At 32.9% G+C, this 20539-nt stretch carries 13 protein-coding genes and 2 pseudogenes; 8 read left to right on the top strand and 7 right to left on the bottom strand.

Translation table 11 applies throughout. The annotated features are described in order from the left end of the window. Positions 1-239: 239 nt before the first annotated feature. Positions 240-1559, bottom strand: coding sequence for a 3-isopropylmalate dehydratase large subunit (locus tag D5R40_RS14355; protein ID WP_124143788.1), 1320 nt, complete (start codon positions 1557-1559; stop codon positions 240-242). A 1131-nt stretch (positions 1560-2690) separates the two neighbouring features. Between D5R40_RS14355 and D5R40_RS14350 the strand changes: the two genes are divergently transcribed. After that, a complete protein-coding gene (locus D5R40_RS14350; protein ID WP_161564376.1) occupies positions 2691-3101 on the top strand; it encodes a nuclease A inhibitor family protein in 411 nt (136 codons plus the stop codon). Positions 3102-3357: 256 nt separating this feature from the next. On the opposite strand, the gene D5R40_RS14345 is transcribed toward D5R40_RS14350, so the two are convergent. Continuing rightward, the gene (locus D5R40_RS14345; RefSeq protein ID WP_240041595.1) at positions 3358-4215 is read right to left on the bottom strand and encodes a DNA/RNA non-specific endonuclease; all 858 of its coding nucleotides are present in this window, start codon (positions 4213-4215) and stop codon (positions 3358-3360) included. A 717-nt stretch (positions 4216-4932) separates the two neighbouring features. Between D5R40_RS14345 and D5R40_RS35230 the strand changes: the two genes are divergently transcribed. Continuing rightward, entirely contained in the window at positions 4933-5253 is a 321-nt protein-coding gene (locus D5R40_RS35230; RefSeq protein ID WP_124143791.1) for a hypothetical protein, read from the top strand. 24 nt (positions 5254-5277) lie between these two features. Here the strand turns inward: D5R40_RS35230 and D5R40_RS14335 are convergent, their stop codons facing one another. Together D5R40_RS14335 and sfsA are read right to left on the bottom strand one after the other, a co-directional pair. Further along, positions 5278-6126 carry an ATP-grasp domain-containing protein gene (locus D5R40_RS14335; protein ID WP_124143792.1) on the bottom strand — a complete coding sequence of 283 codons (849 nt, stop codon included), beginning with the start codon at positions 6124-6126 and terminating at the stop codon, positions 5278-5280. Positions 6127-6595: 469 nt separating this feature from the next. Beyond that, a pseudogene (sfsA, locus tag D5R40_RS14330) lies at positions 6596-7075 on the bottom strand (DNA/RNA nuclease SfsA); the annotation flags it as partial. 40 nt (positions 7076-7115) lie between these two features. On the opposite strand from sfsA, the gene D5R40_RS14325 reads away from it, so the two are divergent. Further along, the gene (locus D5R40_RS14325) at positions 7116-7535 is read left to right on the top strand and encodes a sulfotransferase domain-containing protein (protein ID WP_124154795.1); all 420 of its coding nucleotides are present in this window, start codon (positions 7116-7118) and stop codon (positions 7533-7535) included. 577 nt (positions 7536-8112) lie between these two features. On the opposite strand, the gene D5R40_RS14320 is transcribed toward D5R40_RS14325, so the two are convergent. Then, entirely contained in the window at positions 8113-8790 is a 678-nt protein-coding gene (locus tag D5R40_RS14320) for a glycosyltransferase family protein (protein WP_124154794.1), read from the bottom strand. Between the two features lie 160 nt (positions 8791-8950). Here D5R40_RS14320 and murJ point away from each other — a divergent pair, with 160 nt between their 5' ends. Next, on the top strand, positions 8951-10570 hold the full coding sequence (gene murJ / locus D5R40_RS14315; protein WP_124154793.1) for a murein biosynthesis integral membrane protein MurJ: 1620 nt from the start codon (positions 8951-8953) through the stop codon (positions 10568-10570). A 1539-nt stretch (positions 10571-12109) separates the two neighbouring features. Here the strand turns inward: murJ and D5R40_RS14310 are convergent. Continuing rightward, entirely contained in the window at positions 12110-13582 is a 1473-nt protein-coding gene (locus tag D5R40_RS14310; protein ID WP_161564572.1) for a DUF4403 family protein, read from the bottom strand. Between the two features lie 1068 nt (positions 13583-14650). On the opposite strand from D5R40_RS14310, the gene D5R40_RS39595 reads away from it, so the two are divergent. Together D5R40_RS39595 and D5R40_RS42635 are read left to right on the top strand one after the other, a co-directional pair. Beyond that, on the top strand, positions 14651-16246 hold the full coding sequence (locus D5R40_RS39595) for a DUF6492 family protein (RefSeq protein ID WP_240041594.1): 1596 nt from the start codon (positions 14651-14653) through the stop codon (positions 16244-16246). Positions 16247-16342: 96 nt separating this feature from the next. After that, positions 16343-16411, top strand: a pseudogene (locus D5R40_RS42635) (hypothetical protein); the annotation flags it as partial. Position 16412: 1 nt separating this feature from the next. On the opposite strand, the gene D5R40_RS14295 reads toward D5R40_RS42635, so the two are convergent. Beyond that, a complete protein-coding gene (locus D5R40_RS14295) occupies positions 16413-17570 on the bottom strand; it encodes an MFS transporter (protein WP_124154791.1) in 1158 nt (385 codons plus the stop codon). Between the two features lie 63 nt (positions 17571-17633). Between D5R40_RS14295 and D5R40_RS14290 the strand changes: the two genes are divergently transcribed. Together D5R40_RS14290 and D5R40_RS14285 are read left to right on the top strand one after the other, a co-directional pair. Further along, the gene (locus D5R40_RS14290) at positions 17634-18533 is read left to right on the top strand and encodes a sulfotransferase domain-containing protein (RefSeq protein WP_124145457.1); all 900 of its coding nucleotides are present in this window, start codon (positions 17634-17636) and stop codon (positions 18531-18533) included. A gap of 744 nt (positions 18534-19277) precedes the next feature. Next, a complete protein-coding gene (locus D5R40_RS14285; protein WP_124154790.1) occupies positions 19278-20441 on the top strand; it encodes a pyridoxal phosphate-dependent aminotransferase in 1164 nt (387 codons plus the stop codon). Positions 20442-20539: the final 98 nt, after the last annotated feature.

Genomic DNA, 20539 nt, shown 5'->3' with positions numbered 1-20539 from the left:
AACTATAGCGCCTTAGTTATGAGATTAAAGTATCATAAACTTTTGCGATCTTAGCAATATGAAAGTAGCCAGGAGTCAAAATTAATTAATGCTGTAGTTGGTAAATTTCCACTAATCAAATATCAATCAATATTAGATTTACTGGAAAAATTTAAACAATATATTCATTTATTTCTACATACATAATTCAATTATGACTCCTGACTCCTAAATTTTTTATTGATAAACTGGCAACAAATTTACATAAATTCTCGTGGGTCGGTAACATATCCAGTCAGTGCGGAAGCTGCTGCTGTATAGGGAGAAGCTAAATAAACTTGTGCCTGTTTATTCCCCATTCGACCAGGGAAATTACGATTAGTTGTAGACACACAAATTTCTGGTTCATTTAATCGCCCAAATGTATCTTTTGGTCCGCCTAAACAAGCAGCACAAGAGGGAGCAGCAGGTTCAATACAACCAGCATCTAAAAATATTTCTGAGAGGGTTTTTCCATCATGTTTTAAGTTAAATAAATCCTCATAAACTTTCTGAGTTGCTGGTACTAAATAAGTAGGAACTTTCACCTGATGACCCTTAATAAGTTTAGCTGCATGAAGAAAATCAGAAGTTTTTCCACCTGTACAAGAACCAATATAAACTCGGTCAATTTTGACATCTTTACAGTTACGAGCAAGTTCCTTATTATCTGGAGAGTGGGGTTTGGCCACCACAGGTTCTAATTTTGTCACATCGTAGGAGCGATCGCTATAAAATGCCGCATTTTCATCTGTCTGAAATGACTCAAATGTTTTATCTGTTCGACCTTGTAAATATTTAACAGTAGTTTCATCGGCAGCGATAACTCCATTTTTACCACCTGCTTCAATGACCATATTGCAGAGGGTCATTCGTTCTTCCATTGTCATCTGTTTCACCGTCTCTCCAGCAAATTCCATTGTTCTATAAGTAGCGCCGGAAACAGAAATATCTCCAATAATTTGCAAGATTAAATCTTTTGCTAATAAATAATTCGGCATTTCTCCATTCAAGACAAACCGCATAGTTGCTGGCACTTTTACAAGTAGTTTGCCAGTACCTAAGATAAAGGCAGCATCAGTATTGCCTATACCTGTGGCAAATTGTCCAAAAGCACCTGCATTACAAGTATGGGAGTCTGTGCCAAACAAAACTTCCCCTGGACGGGTGTGCCCTTCTTGGGCGAGAGCAACGTGGCAAACTCCTTTGTAGTCTGGGTTAGCTTTGAAGTCTGAGCGATCAGTAATGTCGTAAAAGTATTTGATGTTTTGTTCTTGGGCAAAGTCTCGTAAGATATCTACATTACGGTTAGCTCGTTTGTCGGTGGTGAAAATATAGTGGTCTGGGATGAGAACGATTTTTTCCCGGTCCCAAACTTTGGCATCTTCGCCAAATTCTTTTTTGAAAATGCCAATAGTACCAGGACCACACACATCGTGGGTCATTAGTACGTCTACGTTGATCCAAATATTTTCTCCTGGGGTAACGGTAGATTTTCCTGATGCTTTGGCCAGGATTTTTTCAACCATAGTCATTGCCATAAATGCTTCCTCTACTGGTGATAATTTAATTAGTTTACAAATGTATTTTAGACAACCTCATATTGCTTCGGGCAAAGTCATTTCAGTTATCAGTTATCAGTACCTCATGGAATAGGGAGGCAAGAAAATACTGAAGTTGATTTTCTCTTGGTCGATTGGATATGGCGAGGAAACCCGTTCTTACAGACCCGCTCCGCTAACGCCATCCCTCGACCGCTTTTTCATCCCCTTAAAAGGGGAGACTATTGACCTTACTTTTTGGTCAAGGGCGAGGAGGTAATTCTGAGAGTGCCTCAAAATGTCAGAAAGACTCTAGAAAGTAAGCAAAAAATCAAAATTTAAAATTTAAAATTTACAACATTCTACTCTTGACTTCTGATTTCAAAATTGGTTGATTTTTGTGATTTTGAAAGCTAAACATGATACAAAAACAGTCAAATCAATTATTTTAGCGATCGCCTAATCATCAAAATATATTAAAAGATAGTTGTTGTAGGATATAGATGAATGTCCTAACCTAATTTGTGTAGTGCAATAACATTTTTAATTAAGGACTTGGAAGTAGGAAAAAAAATATACTTGTATACTTGAGCAGTAAATATGAAAATCATTTTGCCTATCTATTTAACCTGACCATAAAATATATAATTAATTGTACTTAATTACTTATCACGCCAAGTTGAATAATTGAGCATAAGGGAAAGGAAGCTAAAGTAAGAATAAGACAGGATAAGTTTTTTTTCACGCCAGGAAAACGGAGTTTTATCGTGCTATTAAGCTTACTGATAACTGATAACTGAAATGACATGGGAAATTATAGTACGGTTAATTTTACTTGTGACCATAATTAACTGTAAGAGTTGGCTTTAACAGTATTGAAAGTTGCTGATGATTATGATGATAAAATTGTGGAAAGTTGGGGAGGTAAACGAGGATTAGATATTTCACCTCAATAGTCTATAAATTTATTAGTAGTTTTAGTATTAATTACCGAATAATTAATAATTAAATAATTCTGGTTTAAAGCCGACCCTTTGAAGGGAAAAAAAAGAAATAATATTTCCTTATATTCAATTCCGTAACGGTTTTAACCAGAGGCAATTATCAATTATCCATTATCAATTAATGAAAATGACTTTAACTAATTTAGAAATTTTTGAGCAATTAGATGAACTGGTAAAAGATTTACTATGGATGAGTGAATCTGATTATCCTTTTGAAGTTTTTATTTGGGAATTTGGAGAGGGAATTTCATTAAATAATGAAATTGTTTTGAAAATTACTAAACATTCTTTAGAGACTACAGTTAAAGTAATAGAATTTGAAGTTTTTTTTAGATTGGTAATTAGAGAAAAAGATTGGCATAACGCAGAAGAATATGAAGTGGTAAGGAAATATCAAAAACTTGTCAGTATGATGAAACAATATTTGAGTGATTTAAAGGTTTATAAGGTGGGTGAGGTGAGAAAAGATGTTTATATAGTTGGTAAGACAAATACAGGAGATTATGCAGGTATAGCTACAGTTTCTATTGAAACTTGAATAGGGAAATATTTTTACCATTTTTGTTTATTCCCTGTTGCCTTCTTTAGTTTAACAACTTATCTGGAAACTATATAATATATACTTGAAAATTTTGGTAGTGGTAAAGTAATAATTTTACAGCTTACCTCCTGACAATGGAAAGGATTCATTAATCAATATCCTTACATATTTAGGACTACCAAATTTTTTAATTTACAACCTACAACCTACTAGCTTATTCAAGTCAATTTTGAACCTATTAATTTTAACTTATCTACTGCCGATCAACTCTACTTTCAATTACATCTTGAATTTCTTTAGGAACTTTTGAAAGAAAATCATAACCAGTCTCAGTTTCAATTTTATCCACTGAAACTCGGTAAGCTTTCCAGTCATTTCTAATCCGATTTGAATTAGGCATATCCACTGTAATTACTCTAGTATTTTTATCAACTCCCCTCAAACCAGAACCAGGTTTTACCACTACTATAATTTTCCATGTACGACTAGGAATAGTTACTTTACCTTTGGCAATAGTTGCTTTTTTTCTGTAACCTCCAGCAATAATATAAAGTTCATTTCCTTGTTGTACAAGTTCACGAGAATATTGTTCTAATCCCCGCCAAGTTTCACGATTATTATCTGGACTCTGAGGAATTATATTTGTCATTAAAAATGTGGCTGAATTATCTTCTTCATTAGCAGTACGATCTGCGGAAGGAATTAAATGTCCTCGGTCATAACCAGTATTTCGATAATCACTAGGTCTGACCTGATACCAGTCTTCAGGTAAACTATCATCAGGGCGAAAATCATCCTGTCTTTCTACATTTCCTAACCAAGATTTATTCAGTTGCCAACTTACCCAATTTGCTGTTCCTTTATCCCGGTTATATGACAATACATATTGAGTTTTTTCTAGTAAATAATTATCTGTATTTTCAATAGAAGTTGTGGCATTACTTGGATTTCCTAGAGTTATATGAACTTTAGGAGAAGGTTTTAACAGTAGAGAACATCCACTGGCAAGTGTAAGTACAAGTATTATGATTAAAGTAGTAAGTTTTTTTGATGAAATTAACATTTGTTTGGTCGATCGATAAAAAGTTTTTTCTGAAGTATAGAATAGCAATCTTAATTTTAGTTTTGAGATATTCTAGACTTTTAAGGAATAGATAATATGGGGATATAAAAAACTGCAGCAATCAAATTGTCGTGAATTATTTTGGATTATCATAGTCTTATTAAAAGTAAAAATATGACTTATTTAGAGTTAAAATTATTATTGTCTAATTAAAACTGGAAGTAATGAATCTAGAAAAAGCAATAGCTAAGAAGTAAGCAGACAAATCTATTCTATTAAAAAAATCACCAACTGAAGCCAGATGCTGGAAATACTGAAGTTTACTTTTTTATCCCCTTGAAAGTGGAGACTCTATTTTTTGGTCGTAGAGGAATTGTATGAAAAATCTCTACATTGCTGTTAATTAATGTTATACCAATTTGATAAATATTATCTACAAATAAATGGGTTATTTTTGAGGAGTTAGGTAGGGGAGGTGTTGGATTGGCGACGTACATAATGAATAGTTTTTATACTATTTATTAGGTCGGAATTTATCTTTTTAGTCCAAGGTAAATCTCCGATAAAGTCTTTTAATTGCCCCTATTATTCGTAACATTCTTTTTTCATGCTTGGTATTACTTGATATTAGGCGATCGGATAAATATTTAAATTAAAATATTATTTTACTATGGCAAGGGTTGGTAATAAAAGAAAATAATTCATAACTTTGTTAATCTTAAATATCTCCAGGAGGCAAAAGCAATAGTATCTTAATTTGGGGCGTTGCTGAAGCGCGTGTATGATATTAACCTTAATTACTTAGGAGTCAACCCACCCCTCGCCCCTCCCCCTCCCAGGAGGGGGAGAACCGAGTCAGGAGTCAGGAGGGAAGAAAGAAGAAGAAAGAGGAATAGAAGGAGAGACGTTGCATATTTGTGGGATGAATTGTATGCTTGGACAAAAAATAAGTATGAAGTATTAAGGATGAGATTTTCCTGTTCAAAAAAGATTCATCCCTTGATTCAGCAACGCCTAATTTGGAAGTATCAATTTAGGAAAACTAGGGTTTGTCGCAAATCTCAAAAATTAACTCTTAAATTTTGAATGTAGCTAAAAATTACTAAACTATTATTTGGAGTAATGTGATTGGGAGAATATTAATAGTAGTGTTTTTCTGTACCATTCTATTGCTAATTCTTCCCCGCAGTCTCTAACTAAATAATCAAATCCTGGTTCAGAGTTCGCTTCAATTAACCAGAGTTTATTATTTGTATCTAGAGCTATATCTAATCCCGTATATTTTAATTCACAATTTTGAAATATGGGTTTACAGAAATATTGTATTTGTTCTAAAAAATCTATATCCAATATAATCTTAGCTTTTGCTCCTTCCCAATGTAGTCTACTTAAATTTCCGACAAATTTTGCTCCAGTAATACTCTTCTCATATACACAATGTAAATCACCTTCTAGAAACAAAGCTCTAAATTCTTTCTGAATATGAATATATTCTTGACTAATAGCAATATAATCGTATTTATAATTGCTTAAATCATAAATTGTATCAAGGGAGTTTATGACTTGACTTCTATCATTACACTTAAATACATTTCTTCCCTTTGAGCCTTTGTTTTTTTTCAATACAACAGGATAGTCAAAGTTTTGCTCAATATTATTTGCTATTTCTTCTACATTAGAATCTTTCACATAACTAGAATATAACTCATTACAATTAGGATTTAAGTAACCCTTAGTTTTGGGAATATTGATATGGGGTTTAAAATATTGATAAAAGTATTCTTTGTCACGACATAAATGAGTAACTGATGATGAGTTTAGTGGTGTTGCCCAATTCACAAATACATGAGATTTACCTTGATTTTTGACAACTACTAAATTTCCAGATTCATGTAGAATTTCATATTCATAGCCTAGATGATTACAGGCTTTAATCAACATTGAAATGTTTTGGTTCATAATTGAAGAAGGAAGAAGGAAGAGGGAAGAAGGAAGAAGGAAGAAGGCTGAAAAGAAAATTACTTATCGATAGTCAACGACCGGCCACTTGCTGTCTACAAACCCCAAACGATTTTAAGCATTTTTGTTAACAACTGATAACTGATAACTGATAATTTATATAGCGTTTCTCAAATTAGTGAGATAAAGTTGTTTTTCTTTTTTTCTATCCCCTGTTTCTCGAATTACCGAATAATTAAGGTTTAAAGGAGAGGGTTTAAAGGAGAAACAAGAAAAAATTTTCCTTTTAGTCAATCCTATCCATTTTCAAGGAGAGGTAATAATTAATTATTAATTATTAATTGAATACTCCCTAAAACAAAGGAATTTTTACCTCACCAATATGATAATTGCTATAACTGATAACTAAAATGACGCTGGGGTATTAAACGCAAAATAAAAGATAAATTAATTAATCAATACAAAAAACCTAATTAAGAAATTCTGCCATACCTAAATAGCGAATTTCTTGGGGAGTAACTTCAAATCTACAGGGCAAAATTTCTACCCCTTCTTTAACAGCTTCTCTCAAGAGTTCACCATAACCAGGATCAGCAATATCTCCAGGGGAAAACTGATAACAATCTCCACGATTTATAAAAAATAAACATACTGCTCTTTCCCCTTTTTTAACTACTTCAATTAATTCTCGTAAATGCTTTTGCCCTCTTTCTGTAACTGTATCTGGAAATAAAGCAATTCGTTGATTTGCCCAAGTCGTATTTTTTACCTCAAGATAAATATTTTGACTATCGCTAATTAACTTAAAATCTACCCTACTTTTTTTGTCTTTTCCATAAACAACTTCTGGTTTAACTTCACAATAATCTCCCAATTCAGGAAATAAGTATTCTGCCAAAGCTAACTTAATAACTCGATTAGGTAAAGCCGTATTAATTCCTACCCAAGATTTTTTAGCTAAATATTTTCCTAATGCACAATTTATCAATATGTATCGGGATGGTCGAGATTGTTATTGTTCAGCTCGTAATCATGTAAATGTAGTTCAAGGAAAAAGCATTGAAAGATATGCTAAATATTGGAAAAAGTGTGTAGATGCTAGGCTAAATCAAGGAAATAATCCAAATATTTTAGATGTTAAGTATGAAGAATTAACCTTAGACCCAGAAACAGTAATTAAGCAAACCATGAATTTTCTAGAAGAAGATTATCATCCTAGCCAATTAGATCCAAATCAATATTCTCAAAATACAATTACTAACAGCAAAAGACCAGAATTTTCTCAACTATCTAAACCAATTAATAGTTCCAGAATAAATAGATATAAACAAGAATTAACTTCAGAGCAAATAGATAAGTTTAATCAAATTGCCGGAAATCAACTCAAGCAAATTGGATATGAAGTTTAATCTCAAGAAAATTCAGCTAATGCAGGAACAATATTTTTCCCAAAAAATATGTTCCTTTTCTGATTACAATCTTCAAGATAGAATTGAGTTAATTGTTATTCACTAATACCAATTCCCAAAAATAATTCTATACTTCATTAAGACTTCAGTTATTAAGCGATAATAATGGTTCAGTAATGTTTGTAACGATTCTTGGCATTGATCTAAGATATGTTATGTCTTTGAACCCTACTCCCTACTCCCTACTCCCAAGGAGATGTAGCAAGACTTTTGATATCTGGTATAAAACATTGGTCAAGTTAGTCTTAAAAATAATATTTTTTCAAATTAATTGAAATACCTGAGATTAGAAGCTAAAGAAGGATAAGACAGGAGAAAGTTTTTTTTTCACGCCAGCAAAACGGAGTTTTATCGTGCTATTAAGCTGACATAGGACATGATAGTATAATTAATTTACTTGTGACTATAATTAACTGTAAGAGTTGGCTTTAGTACCACCTAACTTCCCTCCGTCAACCTTAGTATCTAATTTATAATTATTAGGAAATAAAATTTTAGCTATAGCTTTAGCAGTTCTTTATTCTCGCCAATGCCAGTGATTATCATGCCCTTTTTCTCGAATATGAATTATACCCTCATCTATAAGATTAGAAATTTCATCAAAATTAGAAAAGGTAGAACCAATTTTTTTCGGCCAATTAACTTGATTTTTAATAACAGGATAATCAGAAGCAATAATATAGCATCCACAAGAAGCTGCATCAATAATTACTCCACTTGGTCTGTAGTAATAGCGGTCTTTTTCATAATGAATTACTACAATATCTATTTCATTTAAAACCTGGATATAGTTTTCTTGTTTAGTAGTGTCATAAAGAGTGACATTCAGTTCATCTAAATATTTTGGTTTTTGACCAAAAGGTGTTCCAATTACCAGTTCGCATTGATGCTCTGAAGACTTAATATATTCTTGTAATTTATCAATTACTTGATTGATTGGTTTATCTGGGCGAATCATTCCTACAACACCAATTTTAATTGGAACATTAGAGGGTATTCTTTCTGCTGGTAAAAATTTAGGTTTAGCTTCACTAATAATAGGATGAGGAATTATATATTTAGATTCATCTGGTAATCTAAATTTTTCAGGTAGCACATCATCATCTACTTCAAAAGAAACAACTTTGAGATTTTTAAATAGTTTTAAATAAGCTTTTAGATAAAGTAATCCCCAAAATTTAAGTCTGTTAGTCATGGCAAATTGTTGATTACCATTTTTTGATAATTTGCTCTGTTTTTTTCATCATCAAGTTAACTCCTAAATAAAAAGCAGCAAAAAAACAAATCTCCGGTTCCCTATCCCTGAATACCGAATCGTGATTAAACTTATTTAAGCAACATCACTATTTGTAGTCGTGTCTAAATCAGAATCACAAAAATCTTCTCGTTCCCTAGCAGGAATAGCAGGTATCGTAGCAATAGCCACATTAATCAGTAAAATATTTGGCCTAGTACGTCAACAGGCGATCGCCGCCGCCTTCGGAGTAGGTGCAGCAGTGGATGCCTATAATTACGCTTACGTTATCCCTGGCTTTTTATTAGTCCTATTAGGAGGAATTAATGGACCATTTCATAGTGCCATAGTCAGTGTCTTGGCAAAACGGGATAACTCAGAAGCAGCACCACTAATAGAAACCATCACAACTTTAGTCGGTGGAGTCCTATTATTAGTAACAATTGGTCTGATTATTTTTGCCCATTCATTAATTGACCTGGTAGCACCAGGTTTAAGCCAAACAACAACAGGTCTAGAAATTCGAGCGATCGCCATCCAACAATTCCAAATCATGGCCCCAATGGCTTTACTAGCAGGATTAATAGGTATTGGTTTTGGTGCTCTTAATGCTGCGGATATGTATTGGTTACCTTCTATTAGTCCGTTATTTTCTAGTGTGGCTTTATTAGGAGGAATTTTTATCTTAGTTTTGCAATTAGGAGAAAAAATTATTGAACAAAAATATGCCATGATGGGAGGCTTAGTTTTAGCCTGGGGCACCCTCATCGGAGCCATATTACAATGGTTAATTCAAGTTCCCGCATTGTGGCGAGCAGGTTTAGGAAAATTACGATTAAGATTTAATTTCCGCAACCCAGGAGTACAAGAAATTACTAAAGTAATGATACCTGCAACTTTGTCTTCGGGAATGTTACATATTAATGTTTATACAGATTTATTTTTTGCTTCTTATATTCCTCAAGCTGCTGCTTCTTTAGGTTATTCTGGTTTATTGGTACAGACTCCTTTGGGAATTATTTCTAATGTTATTTTAGTTCCTTTTTTACCAATATTTTCTCGATTAGCTGCACCGGAAAATTGGCAAGATTTAAAATATCGAATTCGTCAAGCTTTGGTATTAACAGGAATTACCATGTTGCCTTTAAGTGCAATTATGGTGATGTTAGCTTTGCCGATTGTGAGGGTAGTTTATGAACGTTTTGCTTTTGATTTATCAGCTTCAAAATTTGTCGCTTCTGTCTTAACAGCTTATGCAGTAGGAATGTTTGTTTATTTGGGAAGAGATGTTTTAGTCAGAGTTTTTTATGCTTTGGGAGATGGAGAAACTCCTTTTAAGATTAGTGTGATTAATATTTTTCTGAATGCTCTGTTAGATTATTTGTTAATTAATGCTTTTGGTGCTCCTGGTTTGGTATTGGCAACGGTGGGAGTAAATTTAATTTCAATGGTAATTTTTCTATTGTTATTAGATAGGAAACTAGGAGGTTTACCTTGGGGAGAATGGTTAAGACCTTTTACTGGTTTAATTGCTGGAACTTTGGCAACTGGTTTTGTTTGTTGGAGTGTGCTTTGGGGTTCTCAGTTAGTGTTGGGAACTGAGGGATTTTTTGTGCAGTTATTGGAACTTGGTTTGGCAAGTTTTTCGGGGTTAGTTATTTTTGGTTTGATAGTAATGAAAATGAATTTGCCAGAGGTTGATATTTTTGTTAGTCGAATTAGACAGAAATTGGGAATTTGAGTTGACATCCTCCTAGCTTTTATCTTTTTTTCTCCACTAACAAAGCGATCGCCAGTTCAACTACTACCCGTAAGTCACAAGTCAAAAGCTAAAGGTATTTTTAACTAAGTTTTTCCGACAGAAACCTTAAATAGGTAGTGCTATGTATCGCATTAAGAAAAAGGTTGATATTTTTATTCCTTTGTGACTACTACATCTATATAGATATATAGGTCAAAAGTAGTTTTGATAATTTACCCTTTGGTTAGTGCTTCATAAAATGAAATTAGCTATACGCAATAGTCGGAAATTCAGAACAACCCTCAGACTTGGAGTGCTTCAGGAAATAAAACTACTATTTCTCTATAGGCAATAGTCGGAAATTTCACAACTTCCCTCAGACTTGGAGTGCTTCATAAAATGAAACTACTATCTCTCTATACGCAATAGTCGGAAATTTCACAACTTCCCTCAGAGGCGGAATTTTTCATAAAATGAAACTACTATTTACCAGAGGCAATAGTCAGAAATTTCACAACTTCCCTCAGAGGCGGAATTTTTCATAAAATGAAACTACTATTTACCAGAGGCAATAGTCAGAAATTTCACAACTTCCCTCAGAGGCGGAATTTTTCATTTCCTGAAGCTTATATTTACCATAGGCAATAGTCAAAAATTCACAACTCCCCTCAGAGTTGGAGTGCTTCAGAGAATAAAATGATTATTTTCCCATCCACAATAGTCAAAAATCTACAACACACCTCTGAGTTTAGTGCTTCAGGAAATGAAACTACTATTTCTCATAGGCAATAGTCAAAAATTCACAACTACTCTCCAAGGCGGAATTTTTCATTTCCTGAAGCTTATATTTGCCATGGGCAATAGGCAAAAATTCAGAACTAACCTCAGAGGCTGAGTGCTTCAGAGAATGAAAAGACTATTTCCCCATACGCAATAGTAGAAAAGTTGAGAATAACAAGACAGAAAAACCTTAAACTATCCTTTTTCATTCAAGAGGAACTAGAAAAGACACCAAAATATCCTCAACACAATATTTTTCAATGGCCTAGAATGACTATCAGGTGCAGGAATTTTATCTTACATAATAGGATTTATTGATACGGGATATCTGATTAAAACAACAAATGATTTTACCTCCGACATAGAAGAAATTGTTAGAGAAAATAGAATTGTAGAGGATATCAAAGAGCGTAGATAGAGATAAAATTTGAAGTAAGCATTCAGCGGCAAACTCTCAGTCATAAGGTATTAACTTATTACTTTTGAAACAGGAATTAATATTGAAACTTTTACTTTGAGAGCGGTTCTCATATTAATGAAATAAAGTATTTTTTCTTTCCTATTGGTACTTAGAAATTTTATGGCAGAAAAAATACCTGAATTTCAGTTTAGGTAAGGGAATTACTTCAATAAACTAAAAATAGCTAGAACTTTTGCTAATTAATGATTCATGCCTTTTTGACATCAAAACATCTACTTGTCTATATTTGAGCCTATTTTTTACTTCTTTTTTGTGTAATTCCCACTATTCCCTACTCTCTACTCCTTACTCCCTAAATTTAAAAGAGCAGACATATTTCCATCTGCTACTAAAACCATAAAAATATCATTATTCGTCACAATAACCTTTTCAACTTCAATTGTTTTAACCTCAATATTTGCATCAATTTCCGAAGGCAACTTTATCTTCTGGATATATTCATTAGCTTCATCTTTAGCTCGAATTAATTCTTGGTCTAAAGGGAAGGAAAGACGTTCTTCAATTTGCTCAAGTAAAACAGGTTTCAAAAGCGAATCTGCTGTTGATAATAAAGTATTTTTTGTATCAACATCATAATCCAGTTCAACCACTTTCAGATTATTAGACTCTTTATCATAAAAAATCTTACCCCAAAGATATAATATTCCTTTTGCTCCCTGAAGCAAACTGCCTTTATCAGTCTTAAAATCAACCTTAACAAGAATTTTTTCACCTGATGCAGATAAATTAATTTCATTAACAATGAGTTTCAGATTTTCATCAACAGACAAAGACTTACCCCTAACTTTAGATTGAAGAGTATTATTAAATTCATCAAGGGAAACTTGCACAGGTAAATTTATTAAAAACTTATCTATTATCTGCTCTTGAATAGTAAGATTAGGCAACGGTTTAAAATTAATAACAGGAGCTTCTTTACATATACAAGTATCGACAAACATCTTAATAGCAATTCCAGATTGAACATTTGCACCATCACTCAAATTAAACTCTTTGAAACTAATACTTTGTGGTTCAGTTTTAATCCAAATTGAAGGGTCTTGATTTATTTTTTCTGACAAATGCAAATTATTCCATTGTTTTGTTACTTCTGCTTTTAGGTTTAAATTTTTAACAAGTTCAGCGATTAATTTAGGCTTCTCTTTATTAATAGCCTTATCCACCTGTTTTTTCAGAAGACTACGAATACTAATAGTACCAATATTTTTTATTGGTACTTCTGCTTTAGTTAAATTAGTCGATACATTTAGATTCGGTTGAATATTCCATTCATTATCTATTCCTAAAAAAAGATCGCCAAAAATTGTACCTGCAATATTTGTCTCCACACTAACTGGTATCTCAAAAAGACGTAAATTAACTTCACCTTTTACTCTTGCAGTTCCTAATATTGGTACTGAAAAAGTTATCAGATTATTTTGAGTACCAATACTTAATTCTTTGCGATTAATTTCGTAGGTAAGATTATCATTAGAGAGCAAATCTGTAGGATCAGCTTCTGTACCCACAAATGTCTGAGGAATATTCAGATTCAATGCTTTCTCAATATCAGTCAAAGGAATTTTTACAGGTAGATTTAATATACTTTCACTACGCTCAGGTTGAAATGTATTAGCTGATGTCAACTCCGGCAGTTTAGGTTGAATATTTATTCCCTTAAAAGCTGCTCTCGAAGAAAAAATAATAACAATTAGCACGAATATCATTAAAATAAAAAATTTTATTACTCGTGGAATAGAGGATATTTTCATTGATTTTATTTGTATAAACTTAAAATATTGAAACTTTGCTTCCCCCCTCAAGTAAATAAGCCGTGGGGTAAACATTCAGTCGTCAGCTATCAGCTATCAGTTATGAGTTATTAACTCATATCTTGGAAGGACAAATTAGTCTCCAAAGAGTGAAATATAAATGAAATTGATCGTTAGCTAACCTTAGTAATTTATACTAAATGAATGCATAGATAGTTACAGTAAAATGATGACAAAACAGTTAGTAAATTTGCTGAAAACGTCGGGAAAAGAATCAAATTATCCCTTGATAAAAAACAATTTATTATAGTTTAATAATTATTTTTAGTCAATCATGGAACTGTTTTAATCTCAGAAAAAATAAATATTATAAATTCTTACCTCCTGAGTTCTGAGTTCCCCTCCTGGGAGGGGGAGGGGCGAGGGGTGGGTTGACTCCTAAAAACAAAGCCACTATAGCAATATTTTATGAAATTAGTATTATTATTACGTTCCAAAGCTGAATGCGAGCGCATTCCCTAGGAAAAGCTAAAACTAATATCTGAATGCTTACGCCGTGGGTTTGACAAATTAGAAAAATATAAGCATAATTTTTCCCATTCCCTACTCCCCTTTCCCCCCTTGTTTACTGTAACTATATTATTTTAGTTCGCAATAAAATCACAAATAAAAATAGATTAACAATAAAGATTTAGCCATCAGCTAGACTCTTACATAGGAACCGCGTTATCAGCTATAAGCTATGAATTATTAACTCATTATCCAGGAAATAGGAATTAGTCTCCAAGAAGTTAAATATGAATCAAATTGATCCTTAGCTAACCTTAGTAAGTTATTACGTTCAAAAGCTGTTTGCGAAGGCATGATCCAGGAAAAGCTGAATGCTAATAGCTGTTTGCGCAGCAGTCCGCAGGAAATGCTTACTATTAACATTTGACAAAACAGAATTTTTATGAATAGAATATTATCCTTCCTGGTTAAATACTCACTAAGAATCAAAGGTATTCTGAGTGGAAAAACTCAGCAAGTCAACTTATCTGAAGTATGTAGAGAAAATTGTCTAAAATTATGTCAAAAGAAACATTCGATTTTGTTATCCCCCTTTACAAAGTGCGTTGGAATACCCAAGCTGTTATAGAAGGAATTACTCACCACTACAAACCTCGAACTATCCACATAATAGCTCCAGAAACTGAGGCACAATTATTAGAACAAAAAGCTAAAGAATGGCAAGTTACTTCACTTTATACCCACAAGGAAGAATACTTTTTTCAAAATAATGGTCTGACAAAAGAAGCAATTTGTTCAGAACTTGATTTAGGTAAATCACTTTATAATCCTGGTTGGTTTTATCAGCAGTTATTAAAACTTGGTGCTTATGAAGGTATTGATAACCTAAGCGAATGGTTTGTTGTTTGGGATAGCGACCTACTTCCTGTTAATACTTGGCAACTCATAAGTACTCATCAAGAAACTACACAACACAAATTTGCACTTTTACAACACAATAAATATGGTAATCCTCATATCGTATCAAAATGGGCTAAATGGATTACCTCGGTACTTGGGGTTGAGCCACTTACAGACCATGAAGGTACATTTATTCCCCATCATATGTGGTTCAAACAAGAACATCTAAAATCATTTAAAAACCAAATAAAAAGCTATTTTCAATCAGACGAAAACTGGTTATTATTGATGATGCGCTCTGCTAATCAATTTGAAACCTTTAGTGAATATTGGTGTTACATTTCATGGGTAGCAGCAAAAGCTCCTGCTGACCTAGCTTTTTATCCATACGAAAATTACGGAGCTACAACTGAGCGATTTTTTGATGATGGTACTGGTCTATTTTCTGCTGCACTGAGAAGTTATCAGTCGAGGGTATTTTCCACTGAAATTAATAGTTACCAATCAATAGTATCTAATCCAGCTATCTTTTCTCCTTCATATATAGATATAGAATCTTTTATTCGAGAAAAATACCAACCAGATGCGCTTCCCTCCTCTTTATCTTTTGAAAGTAGTCCGCGACATCTCAAGAAAGATAGAAAAAATACCCATATTGAAGAGCAACGTTCTCAATGGAACCCGCGCAAATTTAAATCTGACCTATGCCTAAATTTAGGCTGTGGAGGGAGACATCTAGATGGTTATATCAATGTAGACAAATTTGGAGAGCCTGACATTAGATTAGATTTAGAAACATTTCCTTGGCTGTGGGAAGATAATAGCGTGGCAGAAATTGAAATGAGTCATGTATTAGAACATCTCGGACAACAGACAGAAATCTATCTGAAAATTATTCAGGAAATATACAGAATATGTAAACCAGGGGCAAAGGTGCATATCAAAGTTCCCCACCATCGCCACGATAACCTCCTACATGACCCTACTCATGTACGTCCAATTACTCCCTATGGTTTAAGTATGTTTTCTCAAAAACTAAACAAAGAGCGACAGGAAAAAGGATATCCTACTACGCCACTGGGTATATATTTGGGTGTGAATTTTGAGTTGGTAGAAACTCGCTATATCCCTAGTGAACTTTGGTATGAACGTGAGAGAAATCGGATTGATGATACAGAATATCTTCTGCAACAAAGTTCTCTATACAATAATCTTGTCCAAGAGTTAGACATGACATTAGTGGCAATAAAATAGTGAAGGAAAAAGGAATCCTTTCTAGCTCCTAATTCCTAGTCCTGTAAAATCATACTTTATATTCAGCAACGCCCATTTTTTTGTCTCTCTCTACTTATGAGAAATATTGGCACATTAATTGTCTCAATATCAAACATTTGTAGAGGTCGCCCTAGAATAACAGGAACTAGAATTTTTGTCTCCAGTATTGCTGAGGAATTAACAAACCAACTGCAAAAATTAAAATTAATCCTTCCAAAGCAAATATTAAACTTATTCCCATTTTTTCAATCAGACTACCAGTAAAAGTAAAGCCAAGAATTCCTCCTGCTCGGAGTGCAGTTCTAAACAAAGAAATACCTCTTCCCAAAAAATCTGGAGCAACTAAATCTGTTATTAGAGCAGAACTAGGACCTAAAGCAACATAAGACAAAAAAGATATTCCACAAGCAGCTAAATAAAATTGCCATAGAGATACTGCACTTGCAAGAGAGAAAATACCTAATGCACCTATTAAATAACATGAAATTAATATTGGTTTATGACCAAATTTATCACTCATCCAACCACTGAGAGGGGAAAATAAAAAAGAAATACTAGCACTGAAACCCATCACAAAAGAAATATGTCTCAACAGAAAACCTTGCTGGTTCATAGCCAAAGAAATACCTAAATTACCCCCAAAAGAAACTAACCCCATGATTAAAGTAGCTATCAGCATCAATAAAAATTCTTTCGACCATTTTTTGGTTGACTGTTCGTTTATTTTCTCTGGTAAGTGAGTATTAGAAATAGGTTTATCCTCTAAAAATAATTCCGATAAAGCAAAAATGCAGGAAAACAAACAAACAAATTTAAACATAGTTGAATAACCCCACATATCGGCAATAGGACCAAATGTTAAACCTGTTAATAATCCAGCCAAAGCTGCTACAACAGAAAATATGCCAAATACTTTTCCTCTTTCCTCTGGGTTGCTTAATAAACCTACTAGAGTAATATTAAGATTAATACCAATACCGAGATAAAAACACCAAACAATAGCTGTCAAAGTAGCTAGTTGCCAAATATTATTAACTTGACCTATTAACCAGATAGTTGGAATACTAACTACCGTACTAGCAATAAGCAAAACTTTTTTATTTCCCAGTTTATCTCCTAACCAACCACCCAAAAAATTCCCAGTAATTAAAGCAATTTGCAAAAATGACATATAGTAACCTACTAATTGGGAATTAGCATCTAAATATATTGCATATACTGGCAATAGAGGAGATAAACCTCTAGCTACCATAGCTACTGCAAATCGATGTAAACCAAGAGCTAACATTTGTTTTTTCTTCATCTTAAAGCTATAAATTGAGCATTTTTTTTACTATCGAAAAATTAACTTATTGAGGTCGTTCAAATGAAAACTCAAGATTCTTCTTGGTATTGCATGGTAGATGGCATAGTATATCCTAAATTTGTTACTGAAGAAAAAATAAATACTATACTGACTCGCTTCAAAACCAGAAATGAAGATATTTTTTTTGTTTGTTATATAAAATCTGGTACTACTTGGCTACAGCAGATTCTTTTACTTTTAAATAATCAAGGTAATCAACCTAATTTAACAATGAAAGAAGCTTTTCCCTGGCTAGAATTTTGTTTACCTCCATGTTCAGATATTGCTAGAGAACATTCTTACGAGTATTTTGAATCTCTCCCATCCCCTCGAATCTTAACTTTTCATGGCTGGCCTCATTTAATACCCGAAGGACTTCCGAATACAAAATACATATTTTTAATCAGAAATCCTAAAGATGTTGCTGTTTCCATGTACCATCATTTGAAAGGAAAAAAGAGTATATCTTATCAGGGAAATTGGGATGACTTTTTTGAATTATATTTATCAGGTCAAGTTCATTATGGAAGTTGGTTTGATTTTCACTTGCATTGGGAAAAATTTTTATCATCTCGTCAACAAGTCTTATATCTTACATACGAAGAATTGCAGAAAAATATCAAAATTTGTCTGTGTAAATTAGCCGTTTTTTTGGAAATTAAAGGATCAGAAGAAGTTATAGATAAAGTAGCAATTGGCAGTAGATTAGACGAAATGAAAAAAAATGATCAAGCTGATTGTAATTGGATGATAATTAATCAAAATGAAGCTCCACATTTAAGAAAAGGAATAGTAGGAGACTGGCGTAATTATTTTACAGATGAACAAAATCAACGTTTCAATAACCTATATACTCAAAAAATGTCTGGCTCTAAATTTAAAGATTATTGGGATGAATCTATTTTAGGAATTACCCTATAGCAATCCTATTTAAGTTGTAATATTTTGGTGGCAGTTAAGAGTTAGAATGTTCCAGGTTTTCAGATCAAATTAGCTATTATCAAAATTGTCACAACCAATCTAGGATTACCCTAGAAAATTAGTAAATAAATAGAAGTAGAAAAAATATATTTAATCTGGAAGAGTAAGTCAGCAATAGCTAAGGAAATTCAGTACCTTGAAAACTTTTGCCGTGAGTTAAGCTCGCCTTTATAAAATATAGATATAAACTTTCTATAATTCTCAAAAAACATCAACACTAAAGCAAGTTTTAGGCATAACTAAATATTCCTTTTTTAACTTAAGATAGTTACCCTAAACTACCAAACACTTTCAATCATAATCAAAAATTAGATAGAGATATATTTTTCTGAGTTAACTTCTTTGATGAAAAAACTTTAATGAGGTAGCGATCGCCTAATTTGTTTGAGAGTTAATTAGGAGTCATTGAGTCACGCCTATCAGAATATAAAAGGATTTTGATTCATCTTAAATACTTAAATATAGTGTTTCTCAAGTTACTGAGGTACAGTTGTTTTTCTTCTTTGGTATTCTCACCGAACCAGAATGACTACCCCCTACTCCCTACTCCCTAAAAATTACAAATTTTTTACCTCACTCTTCGTGGGAATTGCTATATTTTCAAATATCTCATAAATCATTCGGCGATCGCTATATAACTAATTACTATAGTAAAATTATCAAGAAAATATCATCTATTTAACTATGAACTTTGCAACCAGAATGAATGGCTTAGGTGGCGATGCTGCCATTGAAGTTTTTACTAAGGCAAAAGAGTTAGAATCTCAAGGTCGAAATATTATTCATTTAGAAATAGGTCAACCTGATTTTAAGACTCCTCAAAATATTCGTGAAGTTGCTTTCCAAGCTATGAATGATGGTTATACAACTTATACTCCAGCAGCAGGTTTATTAGAGTTAAAAGAAGTAATAGCAGAACATATTTCTCAAACTCGAAATATATCAGTTAATTCTGATGAAGTAGTAGTAATGCCAGGGGCAAAACCAGTTATATTTTTCACTCTTTTAGCATTAATAAATCCTGGAGATGAGGTTATTTATCCGAACCCTGGATTTCCTGTTTATGAATCAGTCATTAATTTAGTGGGAGGGAAACCTATTCCATTACCTTTATTGGAAGAATTAGACTTTCAATTTAGTATTGATAATTTAGCTAATTCTATTTCTGAGAAGACAAAATTACTAATTCTGAATTCTCCTCATAATCCAACTGGAAGTGTATTAACTCCCGAATATTTAGAAGCTATAGCTGAACTAGCAGTTAAACATAACTTTTATATCCTCTCTGACGAAATTTACTCCCACTTAATCTACGATTCAAAATTTACCAGTATCATTAGTTTTCCTGGTATGAAAGAACGCACAATTTTATTAGATGGGCATTCAAAAACTTATGCTATGACTGGTTGGCGTTTAGGTTATTCTGTTTCTCCCAAACCAATAGCAGAAAAATTAGATCAGTTGATGTTAAATTCTAATTCTTGTGCTTGTTCATTTACTCAAATAGCTGGCATAGAAGCTATCAAAAATTCTCAGGAATTTGTCAAGGAAATGTTCGCCGAATTTAAACAAAGACGTGATGTTATTGTGGAGGGTTTAAATTCTATTCCAGGTATTAATTGTCGAAAACCAGCAGGTGCTTTTTATACTTTTCCCAATGTGAAGCAACTGCCGATAAGTTGCGAAAAACTGGCAGATTATTTATTAGCTGAAGCAGGAGTCGCCTTATTACCAGGAACTGCCTATGGAAAATTTGGAGATGGATATTTAAGATTATCTTACGCAAATTCCATTGAAAATATTCGCGAAGGTATTAGTCAGATAAAAATAGCGATCGCTAAACTATAGCTATCCTCTTTTTATCTTACGCAAATTCCATTGAAAATATTCGCGAAGGTATTAGTCAGATAAAAATAGCGATCGCTAAACTATAGCTATCCTCTTTT

It is taken from the genome of Okeania hirsuta (assembly GCF_003838195.1).
In the GTDB taxonomy this organism is placed as follows: domain Bacteria; phylum Cyanobacteriota; class Cyanobacteriia; order Cyanobacteriales; family Microcoleaceae; genus Okeania; species Okeania hirsuta.
The sequence above is the reverse complement of the archived record's forward strand: the minus strand, read 5'-3'. Positions and strand labels throughout refer to the sequence as shown.

Bases quoted from the DNA above. Each gene is read 5' to 3' on its own strand.
- D5R40_RS14335 (WP_124143792.1), bottom strand. From the start codon at position 6,126: ATGAACCAAAACATTTCAATGTTGATTAAAGCCTGTAATCATCTAGGC.
- D5R40_RS14325 (WP_124154795.1), top strand. From the start codon at position 7,116: ATGTATCGGGATGGTCGAGATTGTTATTGTTCAGCTCGTAATCATGTA.
- D5R40_RS39595 (WP_240041594.1), top strand. From the start codon at position 14,651: ATGTCAAAAGAAACATTCGATTTTGTTATCCCCCTTTACAAAGTGCGT.
- D5R40_RS14355 (WP_124143788.1), bottom strand. From the start codon at position 1,559: ATGGCAATGACTATGGTTGAAAAAATCCTGGCCAAAGCATCAGGAAAA.
- D5R40_RS14350 (WP_161564376.1), top strand. From the start codon at position 2,691: ATGACTTTAACTAATTTAGAAATTTTTGAGCAATTAGATGAACTGGTA.
- D5R40_RS14285 (WP_124154790.1), top strand. From the start codon at position 19,278: ATGAACTTTGCAACCAGAATGAATGGCTTAGGTGGCGATGCTGCCATT.
- D5R40_RS14295 (WP_124154791.1), bottom strand. From the start codon at position 17,570: ATGAAGAAAAAACAAATGTTAGCTCTTGGTTTACATCGATTTGCAGTA.
- D5R40_RS14290 (WP_124145457.1), top strand. From the start codon at position 17,634: ATGAAAACTCAAGATTCTTCTTGGTATTGCATGGTAGATGGCATAGTA.
- D5R40_RS14310 (WP_161564572.1), bottom strand. From the start codon at position 13,582: ATGAAAATATCCTCTATTCCACGAGTAATAAAATTTTTTATTTTAATG.
- D5R40_RS14320 (WP_124154794.1), bottom strand. From the start codon at position 8,790: ATGACTAACAGACTTAAATTTTGGGGATTACTTTATCTAAAAGCTTAT.